This is a genomic window from Streptomyces sp. NPDC030143, assembly GCF_055573695.1.
The window spans coordinates 336,998-358,491 of sequence record NZ_JBVIAY010000004.1 but is presented as its reverse complement, the minus strand read 5'-3'; the positions used below and the strand labels follow the sequence as shown (position 1 = coordinate 358,491).

The 21,494-nt window shown below is 72.7% G+C and carries 15 protein-coding genes and 1 pseudogene; 7 read left to right on the top strand and 9 right to left on the bottom strand.

Annotated elements, in window-relative coordinates; translation table 11 throughout:
* Position 1: 1 nt before the first annotated feature.
* The gene (locus ACZ4YY_RS10050; RefSeq protein ID WP_468286208.1) at positions 2-2,314 is read left to right on the top strand and encodes a hypothetical protein; all 2,313 of its coding nucleotides are present in this window, start codon (positions 2-4) and stop codon (positions 2,312-2,314) included.
* Positions 2,315-2,526: 212 nt separating this feature from the next.
* On the opposite strand, the gene ACZ4YY_RS10045 is transcribed toward ACZ4YY_RS10050, so the two are convergent.
* Genes ACZ4YY_RS10045 through pdhA form a run of 3 tightly spaced genes read right to left on the bottom strand, consistent with a single transcriptional unit; the run spans position 2,527 to position 6,293 of the window.
* Positions 2,527-3,990: a dihydrolipoamide acetyltransferase family protein gene (locus ACZ4YY_RS10045; RefSeq protein WP_468286205.1), complete on the bottom strand. Its 1,464-nt coding sequence runs from the start codon at positions 3,988-3,990 to the stop codon at positions 2,527-2,529.
* A 10-nt stretch (positions 3,991-4,000) separates the two neighbouring features.
* Positions 4,001-4,993: an alpha-ketoacid dehydrogenase subunit beta gene (locus ACZ4YY_RS10040; protein ID WP_468286202.1), complete on the bottom strand. Its 993-nt coding sequence runs from the start codon at positions 4,991-4,993 to the stop codon at positions 4,001-4,003.
* A gap of 1 nt (position 4,994) precedes the next feature.
* Positions 4,995-6,293, bottom strand: coding sequence for a pyruvate dehydrogenase (acetyl-transferring) E1 component subunit alpha (gene pdhA, locus ACZ4YY_RS10035; RefSeq protein WP_468286199.1), 1,299 nt, complete (start codon positions 6,291-6,293; stop codon positions 4,995-4,997).
* A 533-nt stretch (positions 6,294-6,826) separates the two neighbouring features.
* Here pdhA and ACZ4YY_RS10030 point away from each other — a divergent pair.
* Positions 6,827-7,831, top strand: coding sequence for a phosphotransferase (locus ACZ4YY_RS10030; protein WP_468286196.1), 1,005 nt, complete (start codon positions 6,827-6,829; stop codon positions 7,829-7,831).
* A 79-nt stretch (positions 7,832-7,910) separates the two neighbouring features.
* Here the strand turns inward: ACZ4YY_RS10030 and ACZ4YY_RS10025 are convergent, their stop codons facing one another.
* Positions 7,911-9,521, bottom strand: a complete 1,611-nt coding sequence (locus ACZ4YY_RS10025; RefSeq protein WP_468286193.1) for a protein kinase domain-containing protein — start codon at positions 9,519-9,521, stop codon at positions 7,911-7,913.
* A 344-nt stretch (positions 9,522-9,865) separates the two neighbouring features.
* Here ACZ4YY_RS10025 and ACZ4YY_RS10020 point away from each other — a divergent pair, with 344 nt between their 5' ends.
* Positions 9,866-11,494 carry a protein kinase domain-containing protein gene (locus ACZ4YY_RS10020; protein WP_468286190.1) on the top strand — a complete coding sequence of 543 codons (1,629 nt, stop codon included), beginning with the start codon at positions 9,866-9,868 and terminating at the stop codon, positions 11,492-11,494.
* 285 nt (positions 11,495-11,779) lie between these two features.
* On the opposite strand, the gene ACZ4YY_RS10015 is transcribed toward ACZ4YY_RS10020, so the two are convergent.
* The gene (locus ACZ4YY_RS10015; RefSeq protein WP_468286187.1) at positions 11,780-12,328 is read right to left on the bottom strand and encodes a bacterial proteasome activator family protein; all 549 of its coding nucleotides are present in this window, start codon (positions 12,326-12,328) and stop codon (positions 11,780-11,782) included.
* Between the two features lie 910 nt (positions 12,329-13,238).
* Here ACZ4YY_RS10015 and ACZ4YY_RS10010 point away from each other — a divergent pair.
* A complete protein-coding gene (locus ACZ4YY_RS10010) occupies positions 13,239-13,466 on the top strand; it encodes a hypothetical protein (RefSeq protein ID WP_468286184.1) in 228 nt (75 codons plus the stop codon).
* A gap of 207 nt (positions 13,467-13,673) precedes the next feature.
* Here ACZ4YY_RS10010 and ACZ4YY_RS10005 read toward each other — a convergent pair whose 3' ends face one another.
* Complete coding sequence (locus ACZ4YY_RS10005; protein WP_468286181.1) at positions 13,674-14,654, bottom strand: NAD(P)H-quinone oxidoreductase; 981 nt, start codon at positions 14,652-14,654, stop codon at positions 13,674-13,676.
* Between the two features lie 461 nt (positions 14,655-15,115).
* Between ACZ4YY_RS10005 and ACZ4YY_RS10000 the strand changes: the two genes are divergently transcribed.
* Together ACZ4YY_RS10000 and ACZ4YY_RS09995 are read left to right on the top strand one after the other, a co-directional pair.
* Positions 15,116-16,123, top strand: a complete 1,008-nt coding sequence (locus ACZ4YY_RS10000; RefSeq protein ID WP_468286178.1) for an ATP-binding cassette domain-containing protein — start codon at positions 15,116-15,118, stop codon at positions 16,121-16,123.
* Complete coding sequence (locus ACZ4YY_RS09995; RefSeq protein ID WP_468286175.1) at positions 16,120-16,968, top strand: ABC transporter permease; 849 nt, start codon at positions 16,120-16,122, stop codon at positions 16,966-16,968. Before ACZ4YY_RS10000 ends, ACZ4YY_RS09995 begins: the two co-directional genes overlap by 4 nt.
* Positions 16,969-16,995: 27 nt before the next feature.
* Here the strand turns inward: ACZ4YY_RS09995 and ACZ4YY_RS09990 are convergent.
* Positions 16,996-17,655 (bottom strand): annotated as a pseudogene (locus ACZ4YY_RS09990) (potassium channel family protein); the annotation flags it as partial.
* A 120-nt stretch (positions 17,656-17,775) separates the two neighbouring features.
* On the opposite strand from ACZ4YY_RS09990, the gene ACZ4YY_RS09985 reads away from it, so the two are divergent.
* Positions 17,776-18,894, top strand: coding sequence for a potassium channel family protein (locus ACZ4YY_RS09985; protein WP_468286172.1), 1,119 nt, complete (start codon positions 17,776-17,778; stop codon positions 18,892-18,894).
* Positions 18,895-18,993: 99 nt separating this feature from the next.
* On the opposite strand, the gene ACZ4YY_RS09980 is transcribed toward ACZ4YY_RS09985, so the two are convergent.
* Together ACZ4YY_RS09980 and ACZ4YY_RS09975 are read right to left on the bottom strand one after the other, a co-directional pair.
* The gene (locus tag ACZ4YY_RS09980) at positions 18,994-20,466 is read right to left on the bottom strand and encodes a molybdopterin molybdotransferase MoeA (protein WP_468286169.1); all 1,473 of its coding nucleotides are present in this window, start codon (positions 20,464-20,466) and stop codon (positions 18,994-18,996) included.
* A complete protein-coding gene (locus ACZ4YY_RS09975) occupies positions 20,463-21,455 on the bottom strand; it encodes an NTP transferase domain-containing protein (RefSeq protein WP_468286165.1) in 993 nt (330 codons plus the stop codon). The genes ACZ4YY_RS09980 and ACZ4YY_RS09975 overlap by 4 nt, the downstream gene beginning before the upstream one ends.
* Positions 21,456-21,494: the final 39 nt, after the last annotated feature.

The window sequence follows — 21,494 nt, the reverse complement described above, 5'->3', positions numbered from 1 at the left end:
TATGGACCACGACGCTGACCAGCAGCACCTCGCAGAGGCGAACCCGGGCTACGCGTCCGGCCAACTGGCCAGGGCGCTCAGGACCGCCCACACCCACCCGGACCCCGACACCCGCCGCCGCGCCCGGGAGCGCGGCCGTTCCTGGCGTGCCGTCCTCGCCGGCATGGCGAACGGGCTCCTGACCGTCGGCTCGCGCACGCCCGTCGCCGGTCTGCCGGCCTGGGTGACGCCCGAGGTGATCCGCGGCGGCTTCGCCACCGGTGTGCCGAGCGCCGGCGGCCCCCTGAGCGCGGACGAGATCGACACCGCCCGCCGGGCCGGTGTGCCCGAGGACCGGCGGGCGCTGTTCGCGTACTGGCTGTCCGAGGAGGGCCTCGGACACCTCTACGAGCTGCTGGACAGTGGACGCTACGAGGTGACCGTCCCCGAGGAGGCCGCCCTGCTCACCGTGGCCTGGCTCGGCCGGGCGGGCGAGACGGACGCGGCCCTGGAACTCGTCGAGGAGCTCGCGCCGTTCGCGGACCGGCTGCGGTTCTCGCCGCGCCCGGCCGCCCGCCCGGCGCCCGGCGCCGACGCGATCCACCGCCGCACCGTCGAGGACGCCCGGCACGCCCTGGAGCGGCGCCGTCCGAACAGGGCCGTGGAGGCGCAGCGGGAGGCGCTCGCCGTCTGGCAGCCGTTCGGGGACGAACTGCTCGCGCACTGGCTGGAGACGGCCGAGGACGGACGGGTCCTGGCCCGCACGCCCGACGACGCCTGGCACGCGCGCGGCGCCGGGCTGCTGCGCCGCCACCGCGAGCTGGCGCGCCGGCACACGTACTGCACCAAGCACCTCGACCCCAAGCAGAACCTGGGCATCCTGCGCGGCGCGCTGGAGGAGACCGTCGCCGGCCGGACGCTCGACGCCCGCCGGCTGGGGCTGCTGCGGCACGCCGTCACGTCCATGGTGCGCAAGCGCGGACTGCCCGGTTCCGCCGAGCTGACGGCGCTGCGCCGGGAGCAGGCCGCCCACGCGGCGCTGCCCTCGCACCACGCGCTCGCCCGGCTCGTGCTGTGCCGGCTGTCCGGCCTGCCCCTGGAGGAGGGCGTCGCCGAGGTCGAGCCGCTGGTCGCTCCCGTGCGCGCGCAGGAGGCGCGCGAGACGGGGCTGCCCGCCGGCGCGGTGATTCCGAGCGCCCTGCGCTGGCCCGTGGAGGCCGCGCTGAGCGCGCCCCTCGGGACGCTGGTGGAGCGCGGCGTCGTGCCGTCGGCGGAGGTGCTGGCCGAACTGGTCCCGCAGGTCGTCGCCGTCACCGCCGCGCGGGCCTACCCGGACGAGGGGCTGCGCACGCTGTCCGCCGCGACCTACCGGGCGTTCCGCAACCGCCGGTCGCTGCTGCTGCTCAACCTGGAGAAGCAGGTGCGGGTGGAGGAGCTGCCGTGGGTGTCGGCCGTGGGCCGGTGGCGTGCGCGGGGCGACGCCGGTGCGGTGGCGGAGGTGGCGCTGCGCCGGCTCGGTGAGCTGGCCGTGCAGGCCTTCCCGGGCACGATCCTGCCCAACCCGCTGGTGCGCGAGCTGTCGGTCCTCGCCCGCCAGGCCGACCTCGGTGCTCCCCTGGTGGAGGAGCTGGCCGCGGACATCTTCATGGGCACGTTCACCCCGAAGTTCCTCGCCGCGGCCCGCGTCGCGGCGGAGCTGCTGGGCGGTGGCTCGCTGTACGAGCGGTACTACGGCATCGACTACCGGGCCGTCCGCAACCTCGCGATCGCCGAGGCGGGCGAGGCGCTGACGCGCACGTTCCGTCCGCGGACCTCACCGGGCTTCGCGAAGCTGTGCGCCGAGCGGGCCGAGGCCTCGTCCTCGCGGTCGCGGCACGGCTACGGCTCGGTGGCGGCGAACGGCACGGTGATCGAGCAGGCGCAGATCCTCACCACGCACAACCTGGCGACCCTGGTCCACCGCGTCGGCATCGCCCCGGAGCCGGGCTGGGAGGAACTGGCCCACCGCTGCTTCGACACGGTGTGCCGCCTGACCGCGCGGCTGCACGGCAATCCGCGCCCGCTGGCCACGATCAAGGACGTCGCCTACGCCTGGCGCCAGATGCTGTTCCACCTCTCGCTGTGCGACGAGCGGGAACGGTCCCGCGCCCCGGCCCGCCTCGCGGAGGAACTGTCCCGCCACCCCGCCCACGTGGCCACCCGCCTGGCCCCGGCCCTCACCGGCCTCCGGCAGACCGCCGAGGGCGGCTCACCGCACGACGGCCCGGGCCGCCTCCTCCTGGGCTGGTCGACGAACGGCCACTGGATGAGCCAGGAACAGGGGGCGAACCGGTAAGGGGCCGAAGCCGGGGGCGAGGTCGGAGAAGTCGAGGCCCGGGGGCGAGGCCGGGGGCCCGGGCTGGAAGCGGGCCCCTCAGCCCCCGGATGGAAGCCGGGGGCTGAGGGGCCCGCCCCTACCCGGGGGCCGAGGCCCCGCGTGGAAGACGGGGGGCTGAGGCCCGGGCGGATCCGGGGTCAGGGGGCGGCCGAGGCCGCCCCCTGTCTCGGTCACGCCCAGGTGATCAGGCGCTTCGGCTGTTCCAGGATCGCCGCCACGTCCGCCAGCACCTTGGAGCCCAGCTCCCCGTCCACCAGACGGTGGTCGAAGCTCAGCGCGAGGGTGGTGACCTGACGCGGCTTCACCTTGCCCTTGTGCACCCACGGCTGGAGCTTGATGGCGCCGACCGCGAGGATCGCCGACTCACCGGGGTTGAGGATCGGGGTGCCGGTGTCGACGCCGAAGACGCCGACGTTGGTGATGGTGATGGTGCCGCCCTGCATGGCGGCCGGCGAGGTCCTGCCCTCGCGGGCCGTCGCCACCAGCTCGCCCAGCGACTCGGCCAGTTGCGGCAGCGTCTTGGCCTGGGCGTCCTTGACGTTCGGGACGATCAGGCCACGGGGTGTGGCCGCCGCGATGCCGAGGTTCACGTAGTGCTTGACGACGATCTCCTGCGCCGCCTCGTCCCAGGACGCGTTGATCTCCGGGTTGCGCCTGACGGCGACGAGCAGGGCCTTGGCGATCAGCAGGAGCGGGTTGACCCGCAGACCCTGCATGTCCTTGTCCTGCTTGAGCTCCTCGACCAGCTTCAGCGTGCGCGTGACGTCGACCGTCACGAACTCGGTGACGTGCGGCGCGGTGAACGCGGAGCCGACCATCGCCGCGGCCGTCGCCTTGCGGACGCCCTTGACCGGGACACGGGTCTCGCGGGCCGTGTCGTACGACACCACCGGCGCCGGTGCCGCAGCGGGGGCGGCGGTCACGGCCGGGCTCACCGGCTCGGGCGCCCGGGCCGGGACCGCCGCCGGGGCGGCCGCGGCGTGGACGTCCTCGCGGGTGATGACGCCGTCCGGGCCCGACGGGACCACTGTCGTCAGGTCCACGCCCAGGTCCTTGGCGAGCTTGCGCACCGGCGGCTTGGCGAGCGGGCGCGGCCTCTCGGTGCCCGCGCCGGCCGGGCCGTGGCCCGCCGACCCGTGGCCGTTCAGCTCGGCCTGCACGGCCGCCGCGGCGGACGTCTCCTCGGGGACCGCCGTCTCCGCCGACTTGCGCGGGCGGCGCTTGGTGGAGGAGGAGGCCACGCCGTACCCGACGAGGACCGGCTGGCGGCCGGACCCCTGCGCCGTCGGCTCCTCCGGCTTCTCCACAACCGACGGACCCACCGCGGTCGCGGCGGGCGCGGCCGGGGCCTCGGCGGGAGCCGGTGCGGCCCCGCCCGCGATGTCCACCGCGATGATCGACGTGCCCACGTCGACCGTGGTGCCCTCGGGGAAGTGCAGGGCGCGGACCACGCCGTCGTAGGGGATGGGCAGCTCGACGGCGGCCTTGGCCGTCTCGACCTCGCACACCACCTGTCCGTCCGTGACCGTGTCCCCCGGCTGGACGTACCACTTGAGGATCTCGGCCTCGGTGAGTCCCTCGCCCACGTCGGGCATCTTGAACTCGCGTACGGACGCTTCCGTCATCGTCGTCACGACCCTCTCCTCAGTACGCCAGGGCACGGTCGACGGCGTCGAGCACCCGGTCCAGGCCCGGCAGGTACTCCTCCTCCAGGCGGGCCGGCGGGTAGGGGGCGTGGTAGCCGCCCACCCGGAGCACCGGTGCCTCCAGGTGGTAGAAGCAGCGCTCCGTGATCCGGGCGGCGATCTCCGCGCCCGAACCGAAGAACACCGGCGCCTCGTGGACGACGACCAGGCGGCGGGTCTTCTCCACCGAGGCCCGGATGGAGTCGAAGTCGAGCGGGGAGACCGAGCGCAGGTCCAGGACCTCCAGGTTCTTGCCCTCCTCGGCGGCCGCGGCGGCGGCCTCCAGGCAGAGCTTCACCATCGGGCCGTACGCGGCCAGGGTGAGGTCGGTGCCCTCGCGGACGACCCGGGCCCTGTGCAGCGGGCCGGGGATCGCCTCGGTGTCGACCTCGCCCTTGTCCCAGTAGCGCCGCTTGGGCTCGAAGAAGATCACCGGGTCGTCGCTCTGGATGGCCTGCTGCATCATCCAGTAGGCGTCGCCCGCGTTCGACGGGGAGACCACCTTCAGGCCCGCCACGTGCGCGAAGAGCGACTCGGGGGACTCCGAGTGGTGCTCGACGGCGCCGATGCCGCCGCCGTAGGGGATGCGCACGACGACGGGCAGCTTGACCTTGCCCAGTGAGCGGGCGTGCATCTTCGCCAGCTGGGTGACGATCTGGTCGTAGGCGGGGAAGACGAAGCCGTCGAACTGGATCTCCACCACCGGCCGGTAGCCGCGCAGGGCGAGGCCGATCGCCGTGCCGACGATGCCGGACTCGGCGAGCGGGGTGTCGATGACGCGGGACTCGCCGAAGTCCTTCTGCAGGCCGTCCGTCACCCGGAAGACGCCGCCGAGCTTGCCGACGTCCTCGCCCATGACGAGGACCTTCTCGTCGGCCTCCAGGGCGCGGCGCAGCGACTCGTTGATCGCCTTGGCCAGGGCCATGTTCTTGCTGGTCGCAGTACCGGCCATCTCAGTTTCCCCCCTCGCCCGTGGCGAAGCCGCTGTCGGACTCGGTCGCGAACGACGCCTGGTAGGCGGCGAACTCGGCCCGCTCCTCGTCGACGAGGGCGTGCCCGTCGGCGTAGACGTTCTCGAAGATGGCGAAGTGGTCCGGGTCGGGCATGGCACGGACCGCTTCGCGCACTCGCCTGCCCAACGCCTCGCTCTCGGCCTCGAGTTCCGCGAAGAATCCCTCGTCCGTGTGGTTCGAGGTCTCGAGGTGGCGGCGCAGACGCAGGATCGGGTCCTTCGCTTCCCAGGCCGCCCGCTCGTCGTCGTGGCGGTAGCGGGTGGGGTCGTCGGAGGTGGTGTGGGCGCCCATGCGGTACGTGTACGCCTCGACGAGGGTGGGGCCCTCGCCGCGCCGGGCGCGCTCCAGCGCCCACTTCGTCACCGCGAGGCAGGCGAGGACGTCGTTGCCGTCGACGCGGACGCCGGGGAAGCCGTAGCCCTGCGCGCGCTGGTACAGCGGGACGCGGGTCTGCCGCTCGGTGGGCTCGGAGATCGCCCACTGGTTGTTCTGGCAGAAGAACACGACGGGCGCGTTGTAGACCGCGGAGAAGGTGAACGATTCAGCGACGTCACCCTGGCTGGAGGCGCCGTCGCCGAAGTAGGCGATCACCGCGCTGTCGGCGCCGTCCTTGGCGACGCCCATGGCGTAGCCGGTTGCGTGCAGCGTCTGGGAGCCGATGACGATCGTGTAGAGGTGGAAGTTGTTGCCGTTGGGGTCCCAGCCTCCGTTGTTGACGCCGCGGAACATGCCGAGCAGGTTCGTCGGGTCGACGCCCCGGCACCAGGCGACGCCGTGCTCGCGGTAGGTGGGGAAGACGTAGTCGTCGTCGCGCAGGGCCCGGCCGGAGCCGATCTGGGCGGCCTCCTGACCGAGCAGCGACGCCCACAGGCCCAGTTCGCCCTGGCGCTGGAGCGAGGTGGCCTCGGCGTCGAAGCGACGGGTGAGCACCATGTCGCGGTACAGGCCGCGCAGCTCGTCGGGGGTGATGCCGGCGACGTAGGGGTCGTACTCGGCGTTCTCGACGCGCTCGCCCTCGGGGGTGAGCAACTGGACGAGGCCGGGCTCCGCGCTGCTCTTCCTGGCGGCGCGGCCGGTGCGGGTGGTGCGGTTGGCGCTGGTGGTGCGCTTGGTGCCGGTGCCGGTGCCCTTGGCCTCCGCGGCGCGCGGGGTGCCGGCCGCTTCCTCGGCGCCGGTGGTGCCGGCCTTGCTTCCGGCGCTGCGTCGCGGCTTGCGCGCGGCAGTGCTCTCCACGGTCACGTGTGCTCCTCCGTCGGTCCGGCCCCCGGGGTTGCCGGGTACCAGTGCGGCTCACCTGTTGTCCGACACCCGTGCACGGGGTGGGTGTCACTCGGCCGGGAACAGGCGTGACAGGTGCCCCGGCGAGCGCCCTGCAATGTTCACGTTACCCAGTGCGCCACATTTCTGTGAAACCCCACCTGACCTGCGTTTTTGCTTGGATTTCCAAGTAAATCGGCAAAGTCGGGAAGGATCCTGGTCACAGCCTTGCAGGAGGCCGGAGCAACGGCACGTTAACCCGCCCACCCAGTTCACGGGAAGAGTTCGTGTACGACACCGATGTCAGGCACGGAAAGGGAGGAATCCGGGTGTTTCCCCTTGGCGGGCCCGATGTCATGACGGCGTGGCGGCCGGGAGTGTGCCCGTCGGAGACCGACCGGGACCGCCGGAGATCACTTGTGTCGCCTGGTGACTTTCTGTGACAACGCCCAGCTCACAGCGGTGCGCCGTGCCCTAGCATCGGCCGCGTGCCGCGCTCCTGTGTACCACCCCTCGTGCCCCATGCGCCCCCTTTGGGCGCCCTGCTCCGCCGATACGCCGCCGGCGCCCCGCTCGCCTGCGAGCCGGTCCACCAGGGCCTGCTGAACCGCGGCTACCGGCTGCGCACGACCCGCGGCCGGTACTTCCTCAAGCACCACTTCGATCCGGACACCGCCGACCCTGCCTCGATCGTCCGCCAGCACCGCGCCACCCGGCGCCTGGCCGACCTGGGCGTCCCCGTCGCGCCCCCACTGCCCGGCCGCGACGGGCGCACGGTCGCCGTCGTCGGCGGTCACGCCTACGCGCTGCACCCGTGGATCGACGGCCGCCACCGCCATGGCGCCCAGCTCACGCCCGCCGAGTGCGGACGGCTGGGGGCGCTTCTGGGGGTTGTGCACGCGAGTTTGGAGCGCGTGATGCCGGCGCACGCGCGGGCGCGGGCCACACCCGCCGAGAGCAGCGCTCCGGCCGACACCTTCGCCCTGATCGACGACCTCCTCGCCCGCGTGAGCCGCCACCGCCCGGCCGGCTCCTTCGACGAACTGGCCCGCCGCCGGCTCCTCGAACGGCGTGTCCTGCTGGAACGGCACGCCGACCGGCGTCCACCGCGCGTCGGCCCGGTCGGCTGGGTGCACGGCGACTTCCACCCCTTCAACCTGCTCTACCGGGGGGACGCGCCCGCCGCGATCGTCGACTGGGACCGGCTCGGCGTGCAGCCCCGCGCGGAGGAGGCCGTCCGCGCCGCCGCGATCTTCTTCGTCCGGCCCGACGGCACCCTGGACCTGCCGAAGATCCGGGCCTACGCGCGCGCGTACCGGCCTGCCGCCGGGGCCACGCCCTCGGAACTGGCGGCGGCCGTGCACCGCGTGTGGTGGGAGCGGCTCAACGACTTCTGGATGCTGCGCTGGCACTACGAACGCGGCGACACCCGCGCCGACTCCCAGTTCCCCGCCGCCTCGGCGCTGGTGGTCTGGTGGACCGGCGCGTACGACGCGGTGTGTGACGCGTTCGCGGACTGAACCCGCCCGGACACACACGCGCGCGTGGCGCCCCGGCGGGCCCCACGCGCGCATGTGAAGAAGGGGTGCGGCCGAGAGGTCAGCCTCCGGTCACGCCGAGGGACGTGCCCTGGTCGGTGCCGCCGTTCGACGTGCCCTGCGTGGTACCGCCCTCGTCGCCGGTCCCGCTGCTGTCGCCGCCGCCGGTGCCGCTCGACTCGGTGTCGGTCGGCTCCTCCGACGGCTGCGTCTCGGTCGCCGGGTCCGACGGCTCGTTGGACGGCTCGCTGCTGTAGCTGGGCGACGGCGAGTAGGACGGGGTGTACGAGGGCGTCCAGTTGGACCCGGAGCCCGACCCGCCGGTGTTGTCGGAGGTGTCGCCAGTCGGCTGGTCGCTCTTCTCCTCGCTGGGCGACGGGCTGGACGTGTCCTGCGAGGCGGACGGAGTGGCGCTCGGCGACTTCGTGGTCTCGCTCCCGCCGCCCTTGCCGTCCCCCTTGCTCAGCGCGAAGGAGACGCCCGCGGCGATGGCGATCACCGCGAGGACGGCGAGGATCCACAGCTTGCCGCGGCCGCTGCCCCGGTTGCCGTGCCCCTCGAAGCCGCCGTCGTCACCGCCGCCGTAGCCCTGCGGCAGGATCGGCTGGGGGATCTGGGACGTGCTGGAGCCGCCGACGCCGTGCGGCATCGCCGTCGTGCCCGCGAAGGCCACGGTGCCGGCGCCCCGCCCGTCGGGCGCGTCGACCGGGCCGGTGTTCCAGGTGCCGGTATGGCCGCCCTGGTCGTACAGCATCTGCAGTCCGTACTGGACCAGGCCGCGCATCTCCTCCGCGGTCTGGAAACGGTCGTCGGGCTCCTTGGCGAGGGAGCGCATGACGAGGCCGTCGAGCTCGGGCGGGCAGCCGCCGTCGGAGCTGCGCGACGGCGGCACGGGGATGTCCTGGACGTGCTGGTAGACCACCGACAGCGGCGTCTCGCCGGTGAACGGCGGGCGCAGCGCGAGCAGTTCGTACAGGAGGCAGCCGGTGGCGTAGAGGTCGGAGCGGTGGTCGACGGCCTTGCCGAGGGCCTGCTCCGGCGAGAGGTACTGCGGGGTGCCCATGACCATGCCGGTCTGCGTCATCGTCGTCGACGCGCCGTGCAGGGCGCGGGCGATGCCGAAGTCCATCACCTTCACGGCGCCGTTGTGCGTGATGATGACGTTCGCCGGCTTGATGTCGCGGTGCACGATGCCGTGCTGGTGCGAGTAGGCCAGCGCCTCAAGGACGCCGGAGACGATGATCAGGGCCTGCTCGGGGCCCGGCGCCTCGGCGTTGAGCAGCAGGTCGCGGATGGTCCGCCCCTCGACCAGCTCCATCACGATGTACGGCACGCTCTGGCCGCCCACGACGTCCTCGCCGGAGTCGTACACGGCGACGATGGCATGGTGGTTGAGACCTGCGACGGACTGCGCCTCACGCGTGAAGCGGGCCTTGGACACCGGGTCCTCGGCGAGGTCCGCGCGCAGCAGCTTGACCGCGACGGTGCGTCCGAGACGTACGTCCTCGGCCGCGAACACCTCCGCCATGCCGCCCCGGCCGAGTCTGCCGGTCAGCCGGTACCGGCCGTCCCCGACCAACCCGCCGTTGCCCCACAATTCCGGCGCATCTGACATACCGCCGCCAGTCGCCTCGGGGTCGGACGGGCCCTGGGCGCGCTGCTGCTGTGCCATCAGTCCTCGCCGTCGTTTCTGCCCGCGGTGCGCGCGGTGTTGTTACGGTCTCCGTCGGCCACGCTACAGCCTCCGCGCAAGCCGCCGGTCCGGGACGAGCCCGGGCACCGGTCCGAGACGGACCGGCCATCAAACCCGCACTCCGTGTCGACGTGCAAATTCTGTGTACCGGGCGTACGCCCCCTGTAACGCTTCCGCGACGCTTCTTTCGCGTAGGGTCACGGAACGGGCACCGAGCTTGACGTGTCGGTGCCCTGGGGCAGACTTGGCCGGGAATAGCACTTTCGATCAATGGCGAGCACGGCAAGCGAGAGCGCCTGAAGGCCTTACGGGGGACGCAGAAGATGAGCCAGGACGGCGCACAGGGCCGGTTCACGGGGCGGGCGCTCGCCGGTGGGCGCTACCAGCTGCGCGACTTGCTCGGCGAGGGCGGCATGGCCTCGGTGCACCTCGCCTACGACTCGGTGCTGGACCGTCAGGTCGCGGTCAAGACCCTGCACACCGAACTCGGCCGCGAGCAGGCCTTCCGCGAGCGCTTCCGCCGTGAGGCCCAGGCCGTGGCGAAGCTCACGCACACAAACATCGTGTCGGTCTTCGACACCGGCGAGGACGACGTCGACGGCATGACGACGCCGTACATCGTCATGGAGTACATCGAGGGCCGGCCGCTGGGTTCGGTGCTCGACGAGGACGTGCGGCAGCAGGGCGCGATGCCCGCCGACAAGGCGCTGAAGATCACCGCGGACGTGCTGGCGGCGCTGGAGATCAGCCACGAGATGGGGCTGGTCCACCGCGACATCAAGCCCGGCAACGTGATGATGACCAAGCGCGGCGTCGTCAAGGTGATGGACTTCGGCATCGCGCGCGCGATGCAGTCCGGCGTCACCTCGATGACGCAGACCGGCATGGTCGTCGGCACCCCCCAGTACCTCTCGCCCGAACAGGCCCTCGGCCGGGGTGTGGACGCCCGTTCCGACCTGTACTCGGTCGGCATCATGCTCTTCCAACTGGTCACCGGACGCCTGCCGTTCGACGCGGACTCGCCGCTGGCGATCGCATACGCACACGTGCAGGAGGAGCCGGTGGCTCCGTCCTCGATCAACCGTGCCCTGCCGCCGGCCGTGGACGCCCTCGTCGCCCGCGCGCTGAAGAAGAACCCGAACGAGCGCTTCCCCACCGCCGTCGCCATGCGCGACGAGTGTCTGCGCGTCGCGGCCTCCTTCCAGGCCGCCCCGCCGAGCATCGTGCCGGGGGCGCCTTCGCAGAGCGGCTCGGGCGTCGGCTCCGCGGTGTTCCCGCCGGTCGGCCAGAGCCAGCAGACGCCGCAGGGCAGCGTCCAGACGCCGTACCAGCCGGCGCCGAACCCGTACAACACCCCCTCGACGCCCGCCGCGTCGTACGGCTACCCGCAGCAGGGCGGCTACCAGACGCCCGCTCCGGCCTACGGCGGCCACCAGGCGCCCACCCCGCCCGCGTACACCATCTCGCCCCAGCCCTCCACGACGGTCGCCTCGGGCGGTGGCCGCAAGGGCAACAAGCCGGTGCTCATCGGTTCGGCGGTCGTCGCCGTCGTGGCCGTCGGCGCACTGGTCGCGAGCCTCGCGATGAAGGGCGGCAGCGAGGACGACAAGGGCGGTGGCGGCACCAGCGCCTCGCCGACGGCGACGAAGGCGGCCGGCTACCGCGGCCCCGACGTGTCCAAGGCGATCGACTCGACGGAGTGCTCCGAGCCGGAGGAGTCGTACAACGACGCCGAAAAGATCCGGGTGCCGGACTTCAAGTTCAAGTACATCAACTCCGTGAAGGAGTGCTTCCAGGCCGCCGGCTGGAAGTACAAGATCACGTACGTGGACGAGAACACCTACGGCGACGGCGCGGTCATGGACCAGTTCCCGTCGGCAGGGACGGACGTCGACCCGAAGGCCATGCCCGAGATCGAGGTCAAGGTGTCGACGGGCAACCCGGCCTCCTGAGCTGACACGGCATGAGGAAGGGCCCGGCGTCTGCCACGCCGGGCCCTTCGCGCTGCGTGAGGCGCTGAGAGCTCCGAACGAAAGGGGAGGCCGATCAGCTCGCGGCGTCCGGGGCGTGCGGTCGCTGGGCGCCGGAAGCTCCTCATAGCGGAGCTACCAGGGGCTTTCGGCAACGCGGCGAGCGTGCGTGCCGGGCGTCGCGAGCCGGGCTCCCCTTTTGGTTCGGAGCTCTTAGAGCTCCTTGCACTGTGAACGCCTGATCAGGCGCTTCAGCGCAAGGACCCCTTACAGGTACGGTCCGCCCGAACGGCCGCCCGTACGCGGGTCGTCGGTGCCCTCCTGACCGCCCACGCCGGGCGGCAGCGCGCGACGCATCTGCTCCAACTGGGCGCGCGCGGCCATCTGCTGGGCGAACAGCGTGGTCTGGATGCCGTGGAAGAGCCCCTCCAGCCAGCCGACCAACTGCGCCTGCGCGATGCGCAGCTCGGCGTCGCTCGGCGTCACGTCGTCGTTGAACGGCAGGGACAGCCGCTCCAACTCCTCGACCAGCTCCGGTGCCAGGCCGTCCTCGAGCTCCTTCACCGAGCTGGCGTGGATCTCCTTGAGCCGGGCACGGCTCGCCTCGTCGAGAGGAGCGGCGCGCACCTCCTCCAGCAGCTGCTTGATCATGCTGCCGATCCGCATGACCTTCGCCGGCTGCTCGACCTGCTCCGTCAGCGGGGTCTCACGGGAGTCGTCGTCTGCGTCGATACCGCCGAGCGCCATGCCGTCCTGGCCGACCACCAGGATCCTCTGGGCGTTCTCCGGCGACCTGTCGTTTCTCGGCATCTCCATGCCGCCATTCTCTCGCACGCCTCCACCTCATCACCGTGGTGCCCCCTGTGGGGGAAGATCCACCGTTTCCGGCCCGCCGATTCCGTTCGGAGCACTCCGAAGTGCGGCCAATTTGCTGTTATGTGAGGCTTGTGCCGTCTTTCTTGGCGACCGACACCGGGAGGGGGTCACAGGCGTGGCTCCATGGCGGCGGGGGTGGTGGGGGGCGGGGGCAGGACTGCTGGTGGTGGTGCTGCCGTACGGCGGAGGGATGTCGTACGGGAGCGGTTCGGCGTACGGGGGCGTTTCGTCGTACGGGGCCGTTTCGTCGTACGGGGGCGGCTCGTCGTACGGGGGCGGCTCGTCGTACGGGGGCGTTTCGTCGTACCGGGGCGGTTCGCCGTACGGGGGCGGCTCGTTGCACGGAGGCAGTTCCGCATACGGCGCCGGCTCGGCGCACGCGTCGACGGCGAGGGCGGGCTCTGCCGCGGCTTCTCCCACGGCGGCCTCTCCCGGGATGTCCTCCGGCTCGTCATTCGGCTCGTCATTCGGCTCGTCCTCCGGGGTGTACTCGGGGTCGTCCCCCGCCGTTTCCGCCGATCCCCGTCCGGCCGGGAGCCGGGCCGCCGGGGAGGGGCGGGTGGGACCGGGGCGGAGCCACCTGGAAGAGGACAGGGAGGACGGGGAGGAGGCGGGGGGCCGAGGCGGCCGGGCGGGCCAGAAGGACGAGGGGGACGACGCGGACGGTGTGGACGGTGTGGAGCGCGGGCGGGGGGCGGGGCCCGCGGCGGGTCCGTCGTACGCCCCCCTCCCGGCGGGAGTCTCCCCCTCTCCGTCCGCCTCCGCCTCCACCGTCGACCCCCGTCGCGCCGGGAGCCGGGCCGGAGAGGGGCGGGCGCGACCGGGGCGGAGCCACCCGCAGGAGAGCGAGGTGGAGACGGAGGAGGGGGAGGACCTGGGGCCGGTGGAGGAGCCGAGCTCCGCGGCCGACCCGCCCGGGGAGGCCGGACTCGTGCCCTCCCCGTCGGCACGGGCCGTGGCCGCCGAGGAGCGGCCCGTGGGACGGATGCTGCGGATCCTGCCCCTCGGCAGCGGTCTCGTCCTCATCGGCCTCGGCCTGGGCCTCGCCTTCCTGGGCCTGCGTCTGCGACGTGGCTAGGGCCCTCCTGATGGATCTCCGTGGGAGAAGGAGCGGCGTCCGGTGCGTGCTCTCGGCGTGCGGCGCGGAAGTCCTCGTAGCGGTGCTGCTTGGGCTTTCGCGCGGTGCGGCGAGAGTGCGTGCCGGGCGTCGCGACGCCGCGGAGATGCATCAGAAGGGCCCTAGGAGCGCTCCGGGTGCGGGCAGGGTCGCCCGCAGGGGCGGCGGTCATCCGGTGACCAGGAGCACCTTTCCGATGTGGCCGCTCTCCTCGACGACCCGGTGGGCGGCGGCCGCGTCACGCATCGGGACGGCGCGGTCGACGACGGGACGGATGTGACCGGCGGCGAGCAGCGGCCAGACGTGCTCGCGCACGGCCGCGACGATCGCCGCCTTCTCGCCGAGCGGGCGGGCCCGCAGCGTGGTCGCGCTGATCGCGGCCCGCTTGGCGAGGAGAGCGCCGATGTTCAGTTCGCCCTTCACACCGCCCTGCATGCCGATGATCGCCAGGCGGCCGTTGACGGCGAGGCTCCGGACGTTCCGCTCCAGGTACTTGGCGCCCATGTTGTCGAGGATGACATCGGCGCCGGCGCCGTCCGTGGCGTCCTTCAGCTCGGCGACGAAGTCCTGCTCCCGGTAGTTGATCAGGATGTCCGCGCCCAGTTCGGCGCACCGACGCAGCTTCTCCGCACTGCCCGCGGTGACGGCCACCTTCGCGCCGACGGCCCTGCCCAGCTGGATCGCCATGGTGCCGATGCCGCTGGAACCGCCGTGCACGAGCAGCGTCTCCCCGGGGCGCAGGTGGGCGATCATGAAGACGTTCGACCACACCGTGCAGGTCACCTCGGGCAACGCGGCGGCCTGCGTGAGGTCGATCCCCTCTGGCACGGGCAGCAGCTGCCCGGCCGGGACGACGGCCTTCTCGGCGTAACCGCCGCCCACCAGCAGGGCGCATACCTCGTCACCGACGGACCAGCCGGAGACGCCGGGGCCGAGCGCGGCGACCCGGCCGGAGCACTCCAGGCCGGGGTGGGGCGACGAGCCCTGCGGCGGGTTGTAGAAGCCCTGCCGTTGCAGGACGTCGGCACGGTTGACGGCGCTGGCCACCACCTCGACCAGGACCTCGCCCTCGCCGGGTACGGGATCGGGGACCTCGTCCCACACCAGCGCCTCGGGACCACCAGGTTCGGGAATCGTGATCGCATGCATGAGGGGGACGCTACTCCTCGGCCCCAGCACCCGGCCGGTGGCCTCCGTCCGCCCGCATCCCGCCCGCATCCGTCCGTCTGCGTCCGTCCCTTGCGCGTCCGTCCCGTGCGCGCCCGTCCATCCCGTGCGCGTCCGTCCCGTGCGCGCGCCTCGGGCCGCCTGCGTCCGTCCGCCGCCGCAGGCCGCCTGCTGCCGTCCGGATGCCCCGCCCCCGCCTGCGTCGGCCCGCGTACGTCAAGCACCCTGCTGCCGTCCGGATGCCCCGCCCCCGCCTCCATCCGCCCGCGTGCCCCCCACCTGCATTTCGTCCGCACGCATCCGTCCCCGTGCCTCGGTCCGCGGTCGCAGGCGCGTAGGTCGATCGACCGGTCCGCGGAAAAACTCTGTGCGGGACCGATGAGTTTGCGCGACCGTAAAAGTCTCCCCATGCGTAACCCAAGTGCGTGGAAGGACACCCCACCATGAGCCAGCACACCCCTGGCCTGGCCATCGAGACCGCAGGCCTGGTGAAGACGTTCGGCGAGACCAGGGCGGTGGACGGCGTCGACCTCGCCGTCCCCACCGGCACGGTCTACGGCGTCCTCGGCCCCAACGGCGCCGGGAAGACCACCACCGTGAAGATGCTCGCCACCCTCCTGCGGCCCGACGGCGGCGAGGCGCACGTCTTCGGCCACGACGTGGTGCGCGAGGCCGACCAGGTGCGCGGCCGGGTCAGTCTCACCGGCCAGTACGCCTCCGTGGACGAGGACCTCACCGGCATCGAGAACCTGGTGCTGCTCGGCCGCCTCCTCGGCCACGGAAAGAAGGCCGCGCGGGAGCGCTCGGCACAGCTGCTGGAGGCGTTCGGGCTCACCGAAGCGGCCGGAAAGCAGGTCAAGCACTACTCGGGCGGCATGCGGCGCCGCATCGACATCGCCGCGTCCATCCTGAGCACGCCCGACCTGCTCTTCCTGGACGAGCCGACGACCGGTCTCGACCCGCGCAGCCGCAACCAGGTGTGGGAGATCGTGCGGGCGGTGGTCGGGCAGGGCACCACCGTGCTGCTGACCACGCAGTACCTGGACGAGGCCGACCAGCTGGCGTCGCGGATCGCCGTCATCGACCACGGCAAGGTGATCGCCGAGGGCACGAAAGGCGAGCTGAAGGCGTCCGTCGGCGCGGGAACCGTCCATCTGCGGCTGCGGGACGCCCAGCAGCGCCCGGCGGCCGCGGAGGTGCTGGGCAGGGTGCTGGACGCCCGCGTCCAGCCCGAACCGGACCCGGTCGCGCTCACGGCCCGACTGGGCGCCGCGGCGAGCGACACGGCCGCCGAGCAGGCCGCACGGGCCCTCGGCGAGCTGGCCCGGGCGGGCATCACCGTCGACAACTTCTCGCTGGGCCAGCCCAGCCTGGACGAGGTCTTCCTCGCCCTCACCGGACACGACACGCACGAAGCGGCCGACGACGCGAAGAACGAGGTGGCGGCATGAGCACCGCGACGACCAACGAGGCCCAGGAACTCGCCCCCGTCAGCGCCGACTCCCTCGCCGCGCTGCTGGTGGCCAAGGAACGACCGCCGCGGCCGAGCGCCTGGTCGGCCTCCCTCACCTTCGGCTGGCGGGCGATCCTGAAGATCAAACACGTGCCGGAGCAGCTCTTCGACGTCACGGCGTTCCCGATCATGATGGTGCTGATGTACACCTACCTGTTCGGCGGCGCTCTGGCCGGGTCGCCGGAGGAGTACATCCAGTTCCTGCTGCCGGGCATCCTGGTGATGTCGGTCGTGATGATCACCATGTACACCGGCGTCTCGGTGAACACCGACATCGAGAAGGGCGTCTTCGACCGCTTCCGGTCGCTGCCGATCTGGCGACCGTCCACGATGGTCGGTTACCTCCTGGGCGACGCCCTGCGCTACACCATCGCCTCCGTCGTCATGCTGACCGTCGGCATGATCCTCGGCTACCGGCCGGACGGCGGGGTCGGCGGCGTCGTCGCCGGCATCGCCCTGCTGGTCGTCTTCTCGTTCGCCTTCTCGTGGATCTGGACGATGTTCGGGCTGCTGCTGCGCACCGAGAAGTCGGTGATGGGCGTCAGCATGATGGTGATCTTCCCGCTGACCTTCCTGTCCAACGTGTTCGTCGACCCCAAAACCATGCCGGGCTGGCTGCAGGCGTTCGTCAACAACAGCCCGGTCACCCATCTGTCGTCCGCGGTGCGCGGGCTGATGGCGGGCGACTGGCCGGCCGCTGAGATCGCCTGGTCGCTGGGGTGGGCGGGCCTGTTCGTGCTGGTCTTCGGACCGGTGACGATGCGGCTGTACAACCGCAAGTGACTACCCGGGCCTGAGGGCCCGGCAGGCTCAGAAGTGGGGTGTCGTCGGCGGTTCCGACGGCACCCGCACGATCGTGACCAGCCGGTCCGTCAGCTCCAGGACCCCGACGGCCGGATCGTCGTAGGCGAGGACCCGGTGACCGCGGAGGACGCTCACCACCAGGTCGTCCGTCTCGCGCGGTGAACGGCCCGACTCGGCCTTGGTGACCGGGCGTTCCACGATGTCGAGGCCGCTGCCCTGGTGCATCAGGTCCTCCATCACCCGACCCGCGGCGGGGCTGAGCACCGACAACCCCAGCAGCCGCCCGGAGGCGCCGGCGCTGGTGATCACCTCGTCGGCGCCGGACTGTTTCAGCAGCGGCGCGTTCTCCTCCTCCCGCACCGCGGCCACGATCTTCGCGCGTGGGTTCATCTGGCGGGCCGTCAACACCACGAGGACCGCCGTGTCGTCGCGCTCGGTGGCGACGATGATCCGTCCCGCCCGCTGCACCTCGGCCCGCCGCAGCACGTCACTGCGGGTCGCGTCGCCGACCACGCCCGCGTACCCCTCCGCCGTCGCCGCGTCGATCGCCCTCGAGCCGGGGTCGATCACGACGACCTGGTCCTTGCGCAGGCCCGCCCCGCAGACAGTCCGAATCGCGGACCGCCCCTTCGTGCCGAAGCCGATGACGACAGTGTGGTCACGCAAGGGGACCTCCGGATGATGGGCTGAAACAGTGTGCGGGCACGTGTTGCTTGCTGACGGGGGCGACCCCGCCCGCAACCATGGTGCCCATCGATCGGATCACCACCACAGGGGGCCACGCGAATGCGAGACGCCGAACGACAGCTCGGGCCGGGAAGAATCTCCCTGCTGAAGTCGCTCTGGCACCGTCGCTCGCGCACCGAGGCGCGCGACGACGCCGAGGCGGGCCGCACCATCACCATGCCGGTGCACAGCGCCCTCCCCCCGCTCCAGCAGGTGCTGCGCCGCCTCGCCCTGGCCCTGCTGGTCCTGGCCGCGACCACACTGATTGTCTACGCCGACCACGACGGCTACAAGGACAGTTCCGACGGCTCGGTCGACTTCCTCGACGCGGCCTACTACGCCACGGTCACCCTCTCCACCACCGGCTACGGCGACATCACTCCGGTCAGCGACGCGGCCCGGCTCATCAACATCCTGGTCATCACCCCACTGCGGGTACTGTTCCTGATCATCCTGGTCGGCACGACCCTCGAGGTGCTCACCGAGCGCACCCGCCAGCAGGTCCGCGTCCACCGCTGGCGCACCCGCACCCGCGGTCACGTCGTGGTCGTGGGATACGGCACGAAGGGGCGCCACGCCGTGGAGACGCTCATCGGCCAGGGCATCCCCAAGGAACGGATCGTCGTGGTCGACTCCCAGCGCAAGGCCGCGCACGCGGCCGGCGACGACGGGCTGGTGTCGGTCACCGGGGACGCCACCCGTTCCGAGACCCTGCTGAGGGCCGAGACCCAGCACGCCTCCCGGGTGATCGTCGCCCCGCAGCGCGACGACACCTCGGCCCTCGTCACGCTCACCGCCCGTCAGCTCAACCGGCGCGCCACGATCGCCGTCGCGGCCCGGGAGGACGAGAACGTGCCGCTGCTCAAGCAGAGCGGCGCGGACACGGTGGTCACCAGCTCCAGCTCCGCCGGACGCCTGCTGGGGGTCTCCATGGTCAGCCCGACCGTGGCCCGCACCCTGGAAGACCTGATGACCCTCGGCAGCGGCCTGGACCTCATCGAACGTCCGTTGACGGCGGCGGAGGTCGGGCAGTCGCCACGTGACTGCGCGGACCTGGTCCTGGCCGTGGTCCGGGGCAAGGACCTGCTGAACTTCGCCGATCCCCGGCTCGATCACCTCAAGCGGGGGGATCGCCTGATCACGGTGAGCCGTTCCCAGACGGCCGAGCAGATCCGATGAGGTTTCACGTGAAACGGACGAGCGGGCCCATCCAGGTGTTTCACGTGAAACGTCCCACAGCGGCCTTCTCTACCTGTTTCACGGGAAACGCGAGCTGTTTCACGTGAAACAGGAGCCGATCCCCGCCGCGGCCCACGGCAGATCGAGGATGTCTACCTCCTGACCCGCCCGTGCACCTCCCGGTGGAACGACGGCGAGAGCGTCGGCCGCCGCGACGCCCCGCAGCATCGCCGGGCCGTTGAAGTGCAGCGGCACCGCATGGTCGCCCCGCAGGACCACCGGGACGAGCCGGGTGTCATGGGGGTGGCCCTGGACCGCCTCCCTCAGCGGCAGCGTGTACGGCTCCGGGGCCGCGCGGGTGGCGAGGGCACGCAGCACAGGCTCGGCGAGCGTGAGCAGCCCGGAGACGGCCGCAAGGGGGTTGCCGGGCAGGCCGACGAGATGCCGGCCGTCGGGGAAGCGGGCCAGCAGCATCGGGTGGCCGGGGCGCACCGCGACGCCGTCGACGAGGAGGTCGGCTCCGATGCGGTGCAGAGTGGGGTGCACATGGTCGACGGGGCCCGCGGCGGTGCCGCCGGTGGTGACGATCACGTCGGCCGCTGACGTCGTGAGGGCCTGGTGCAGGGCCTCCGCGTCGTCGCCCAGCCGGCGCAGGGCCACGACCTCGGCGCCCAGTGCCCGCAGCCACGGCGGCAGCAGGGGACCGAGTGCGTCCCGGATGAGGCCGTCGCGGGGGCGGCCCTCGGTGAGCAGCTCGTCACCGAGGACGAGCACCTCGACGCGGGGGCGGGGGACGGCGGCCAGTGTGTCGTATCCGGCGGCCGCGGCGAGCCCGAGCACTGCCGGGGTCACCACCGCCCCGGCGGGCAGCAACCGGTCACCGCTGCGGCACTCCTGGCCGCGGGGGCGGATGTCCTGGCCGTGCTGGAGGTCGCGGGTCGGGTGCAGCCGGTCCTTCTCGTCGGTGCGGCCGTGTTCGCTGCGCAGGACGGCCGTGGTGCCCGGGGGGATCCGGGCGCCGGTGGCGATCCGGACGGCTTCGCCGTCGGCGAGCGGCGCGGGCTCGGCGTGCCCGGCGAGAACACCCTCGTCCCGTACGTTCCAGGGGCCGGGGCCGGCGACCGCCCAGCCGTCCATCGCGGAGGTGTCGAAGGAGGGCAGATCGGTGAGGGCCGTGAGGGGCGCGGCCAGGACGAGACCGAGGGCGTCACTGAGGGCGACGGAGACGGGGGTGCGCCGCGTGCCGGGGCCTGCGGCGCGGGCGGCGATCCTGCGGGCCTCGGTCCAGGGGGTGGCGCGAGAGCGCGAGACGTGAGCGCGGGGCGAGCGGGCGTCGGAATGCCCGTCGGGTGCGGAGGACGACATCGATGTCCCGTCGGGTGCGGCGGTGGGGTCATCGCCCCTGCGGGCGGGGCCGCCACCGGTGGGGCGGGGGGAGCCGCTGCCCGTCGGGCCGGCCGGGCCGTTGCCGGCCGTTCGGGCGGAGCCGTTGCTGTCCTTCACGAGGGCGAGCGCCTCCTCGACGTCGAGGTCCTCGGCGTCCTGGCCGTCCCGGATGCCGGGGCCGGTCATCCGGCGTCCGGGCGGGTGTCGGGGGTGGCGTCCGGGGCCACGTCGGGCCGCCCCTCAGCGGCGGTCTCCCCCGAGGGAACGGCCGCTCCGCCGCCCTCGGGAGACCCGGACTCGGAAGACCCGGACTCGGAAGACCCGGACTCGGCCTCCGCCTCGGCGGCCCAGCGCGCCGCGAGGGCGGCGGCCTTGCGGGAGGCGTCGGCCACGGCTTCGGGGCCGCCCCCGGCGCGGGCGGCGGCGTAGCCGACGAGGAAGGTCGTCAGCGGGGCCGCGGGCCGGGCCACTCCGTGGGCGGCGTCGCGGGCGAGGTCGAGGAGGAGACCGGTGTCGACGTCGAGTTCGATGCCCAGTTCGTCCTTGACTGCGGAAATCCATTCATCCAGCACGTGGCCATGCTCCCTGATGCGTGCCCTGGCGGTGGCGATGTCGTCCCAGGTGTCGCAGTCGAAGGACGCGACGGGATCGGGGACGCGGGTGAAATGGAGGCCGGCGGTCAGCCGGCGCAGGGGCAGCCCGGTGAGGCCGCCCTGCCCGGCGCCGAGCACCGCCAGTTCGCGCCGCAGGGCGGCCGTGCGGTAGGCGGCGACGAGCGGCTGGTCGCGGCCGTCGGCGTCGGTGAGCAGCGCGCCCTCGGCGTCGGCCTCGGCCAGGGCGACCAGCAGTCCTCGGACGGTGTCCGCCGCGAGGAAGGGCAGGTCGGCGGAGAGGACGAGGACGACGTCCTCGGTGGTGCGGTCGAGTCCCGCGCCGAGCGCGGCGAGGGGACCCGCGCCGGGCGGGTCCTCGCGTGCCCACCGCACGGGACGTGCGGTGGGCCGGGGATCGGCGACCACGACGGTGGTGCGCGCGTCGGCGCAGGCGCCCAGCACCCGGTCGAGCAGCGCGCGCCCGCCCACCCGGACGCCGGGCTTGTCGGCGCCGCCGAGGCGGCGGGCACCGCCGCCGGCGAGCACGACGGCGTCATGGGCGGGGGACACGTTCGAGGTCACCCCCCGAGTATGCGGGGCGCCCCGATCACAGGGAACGCG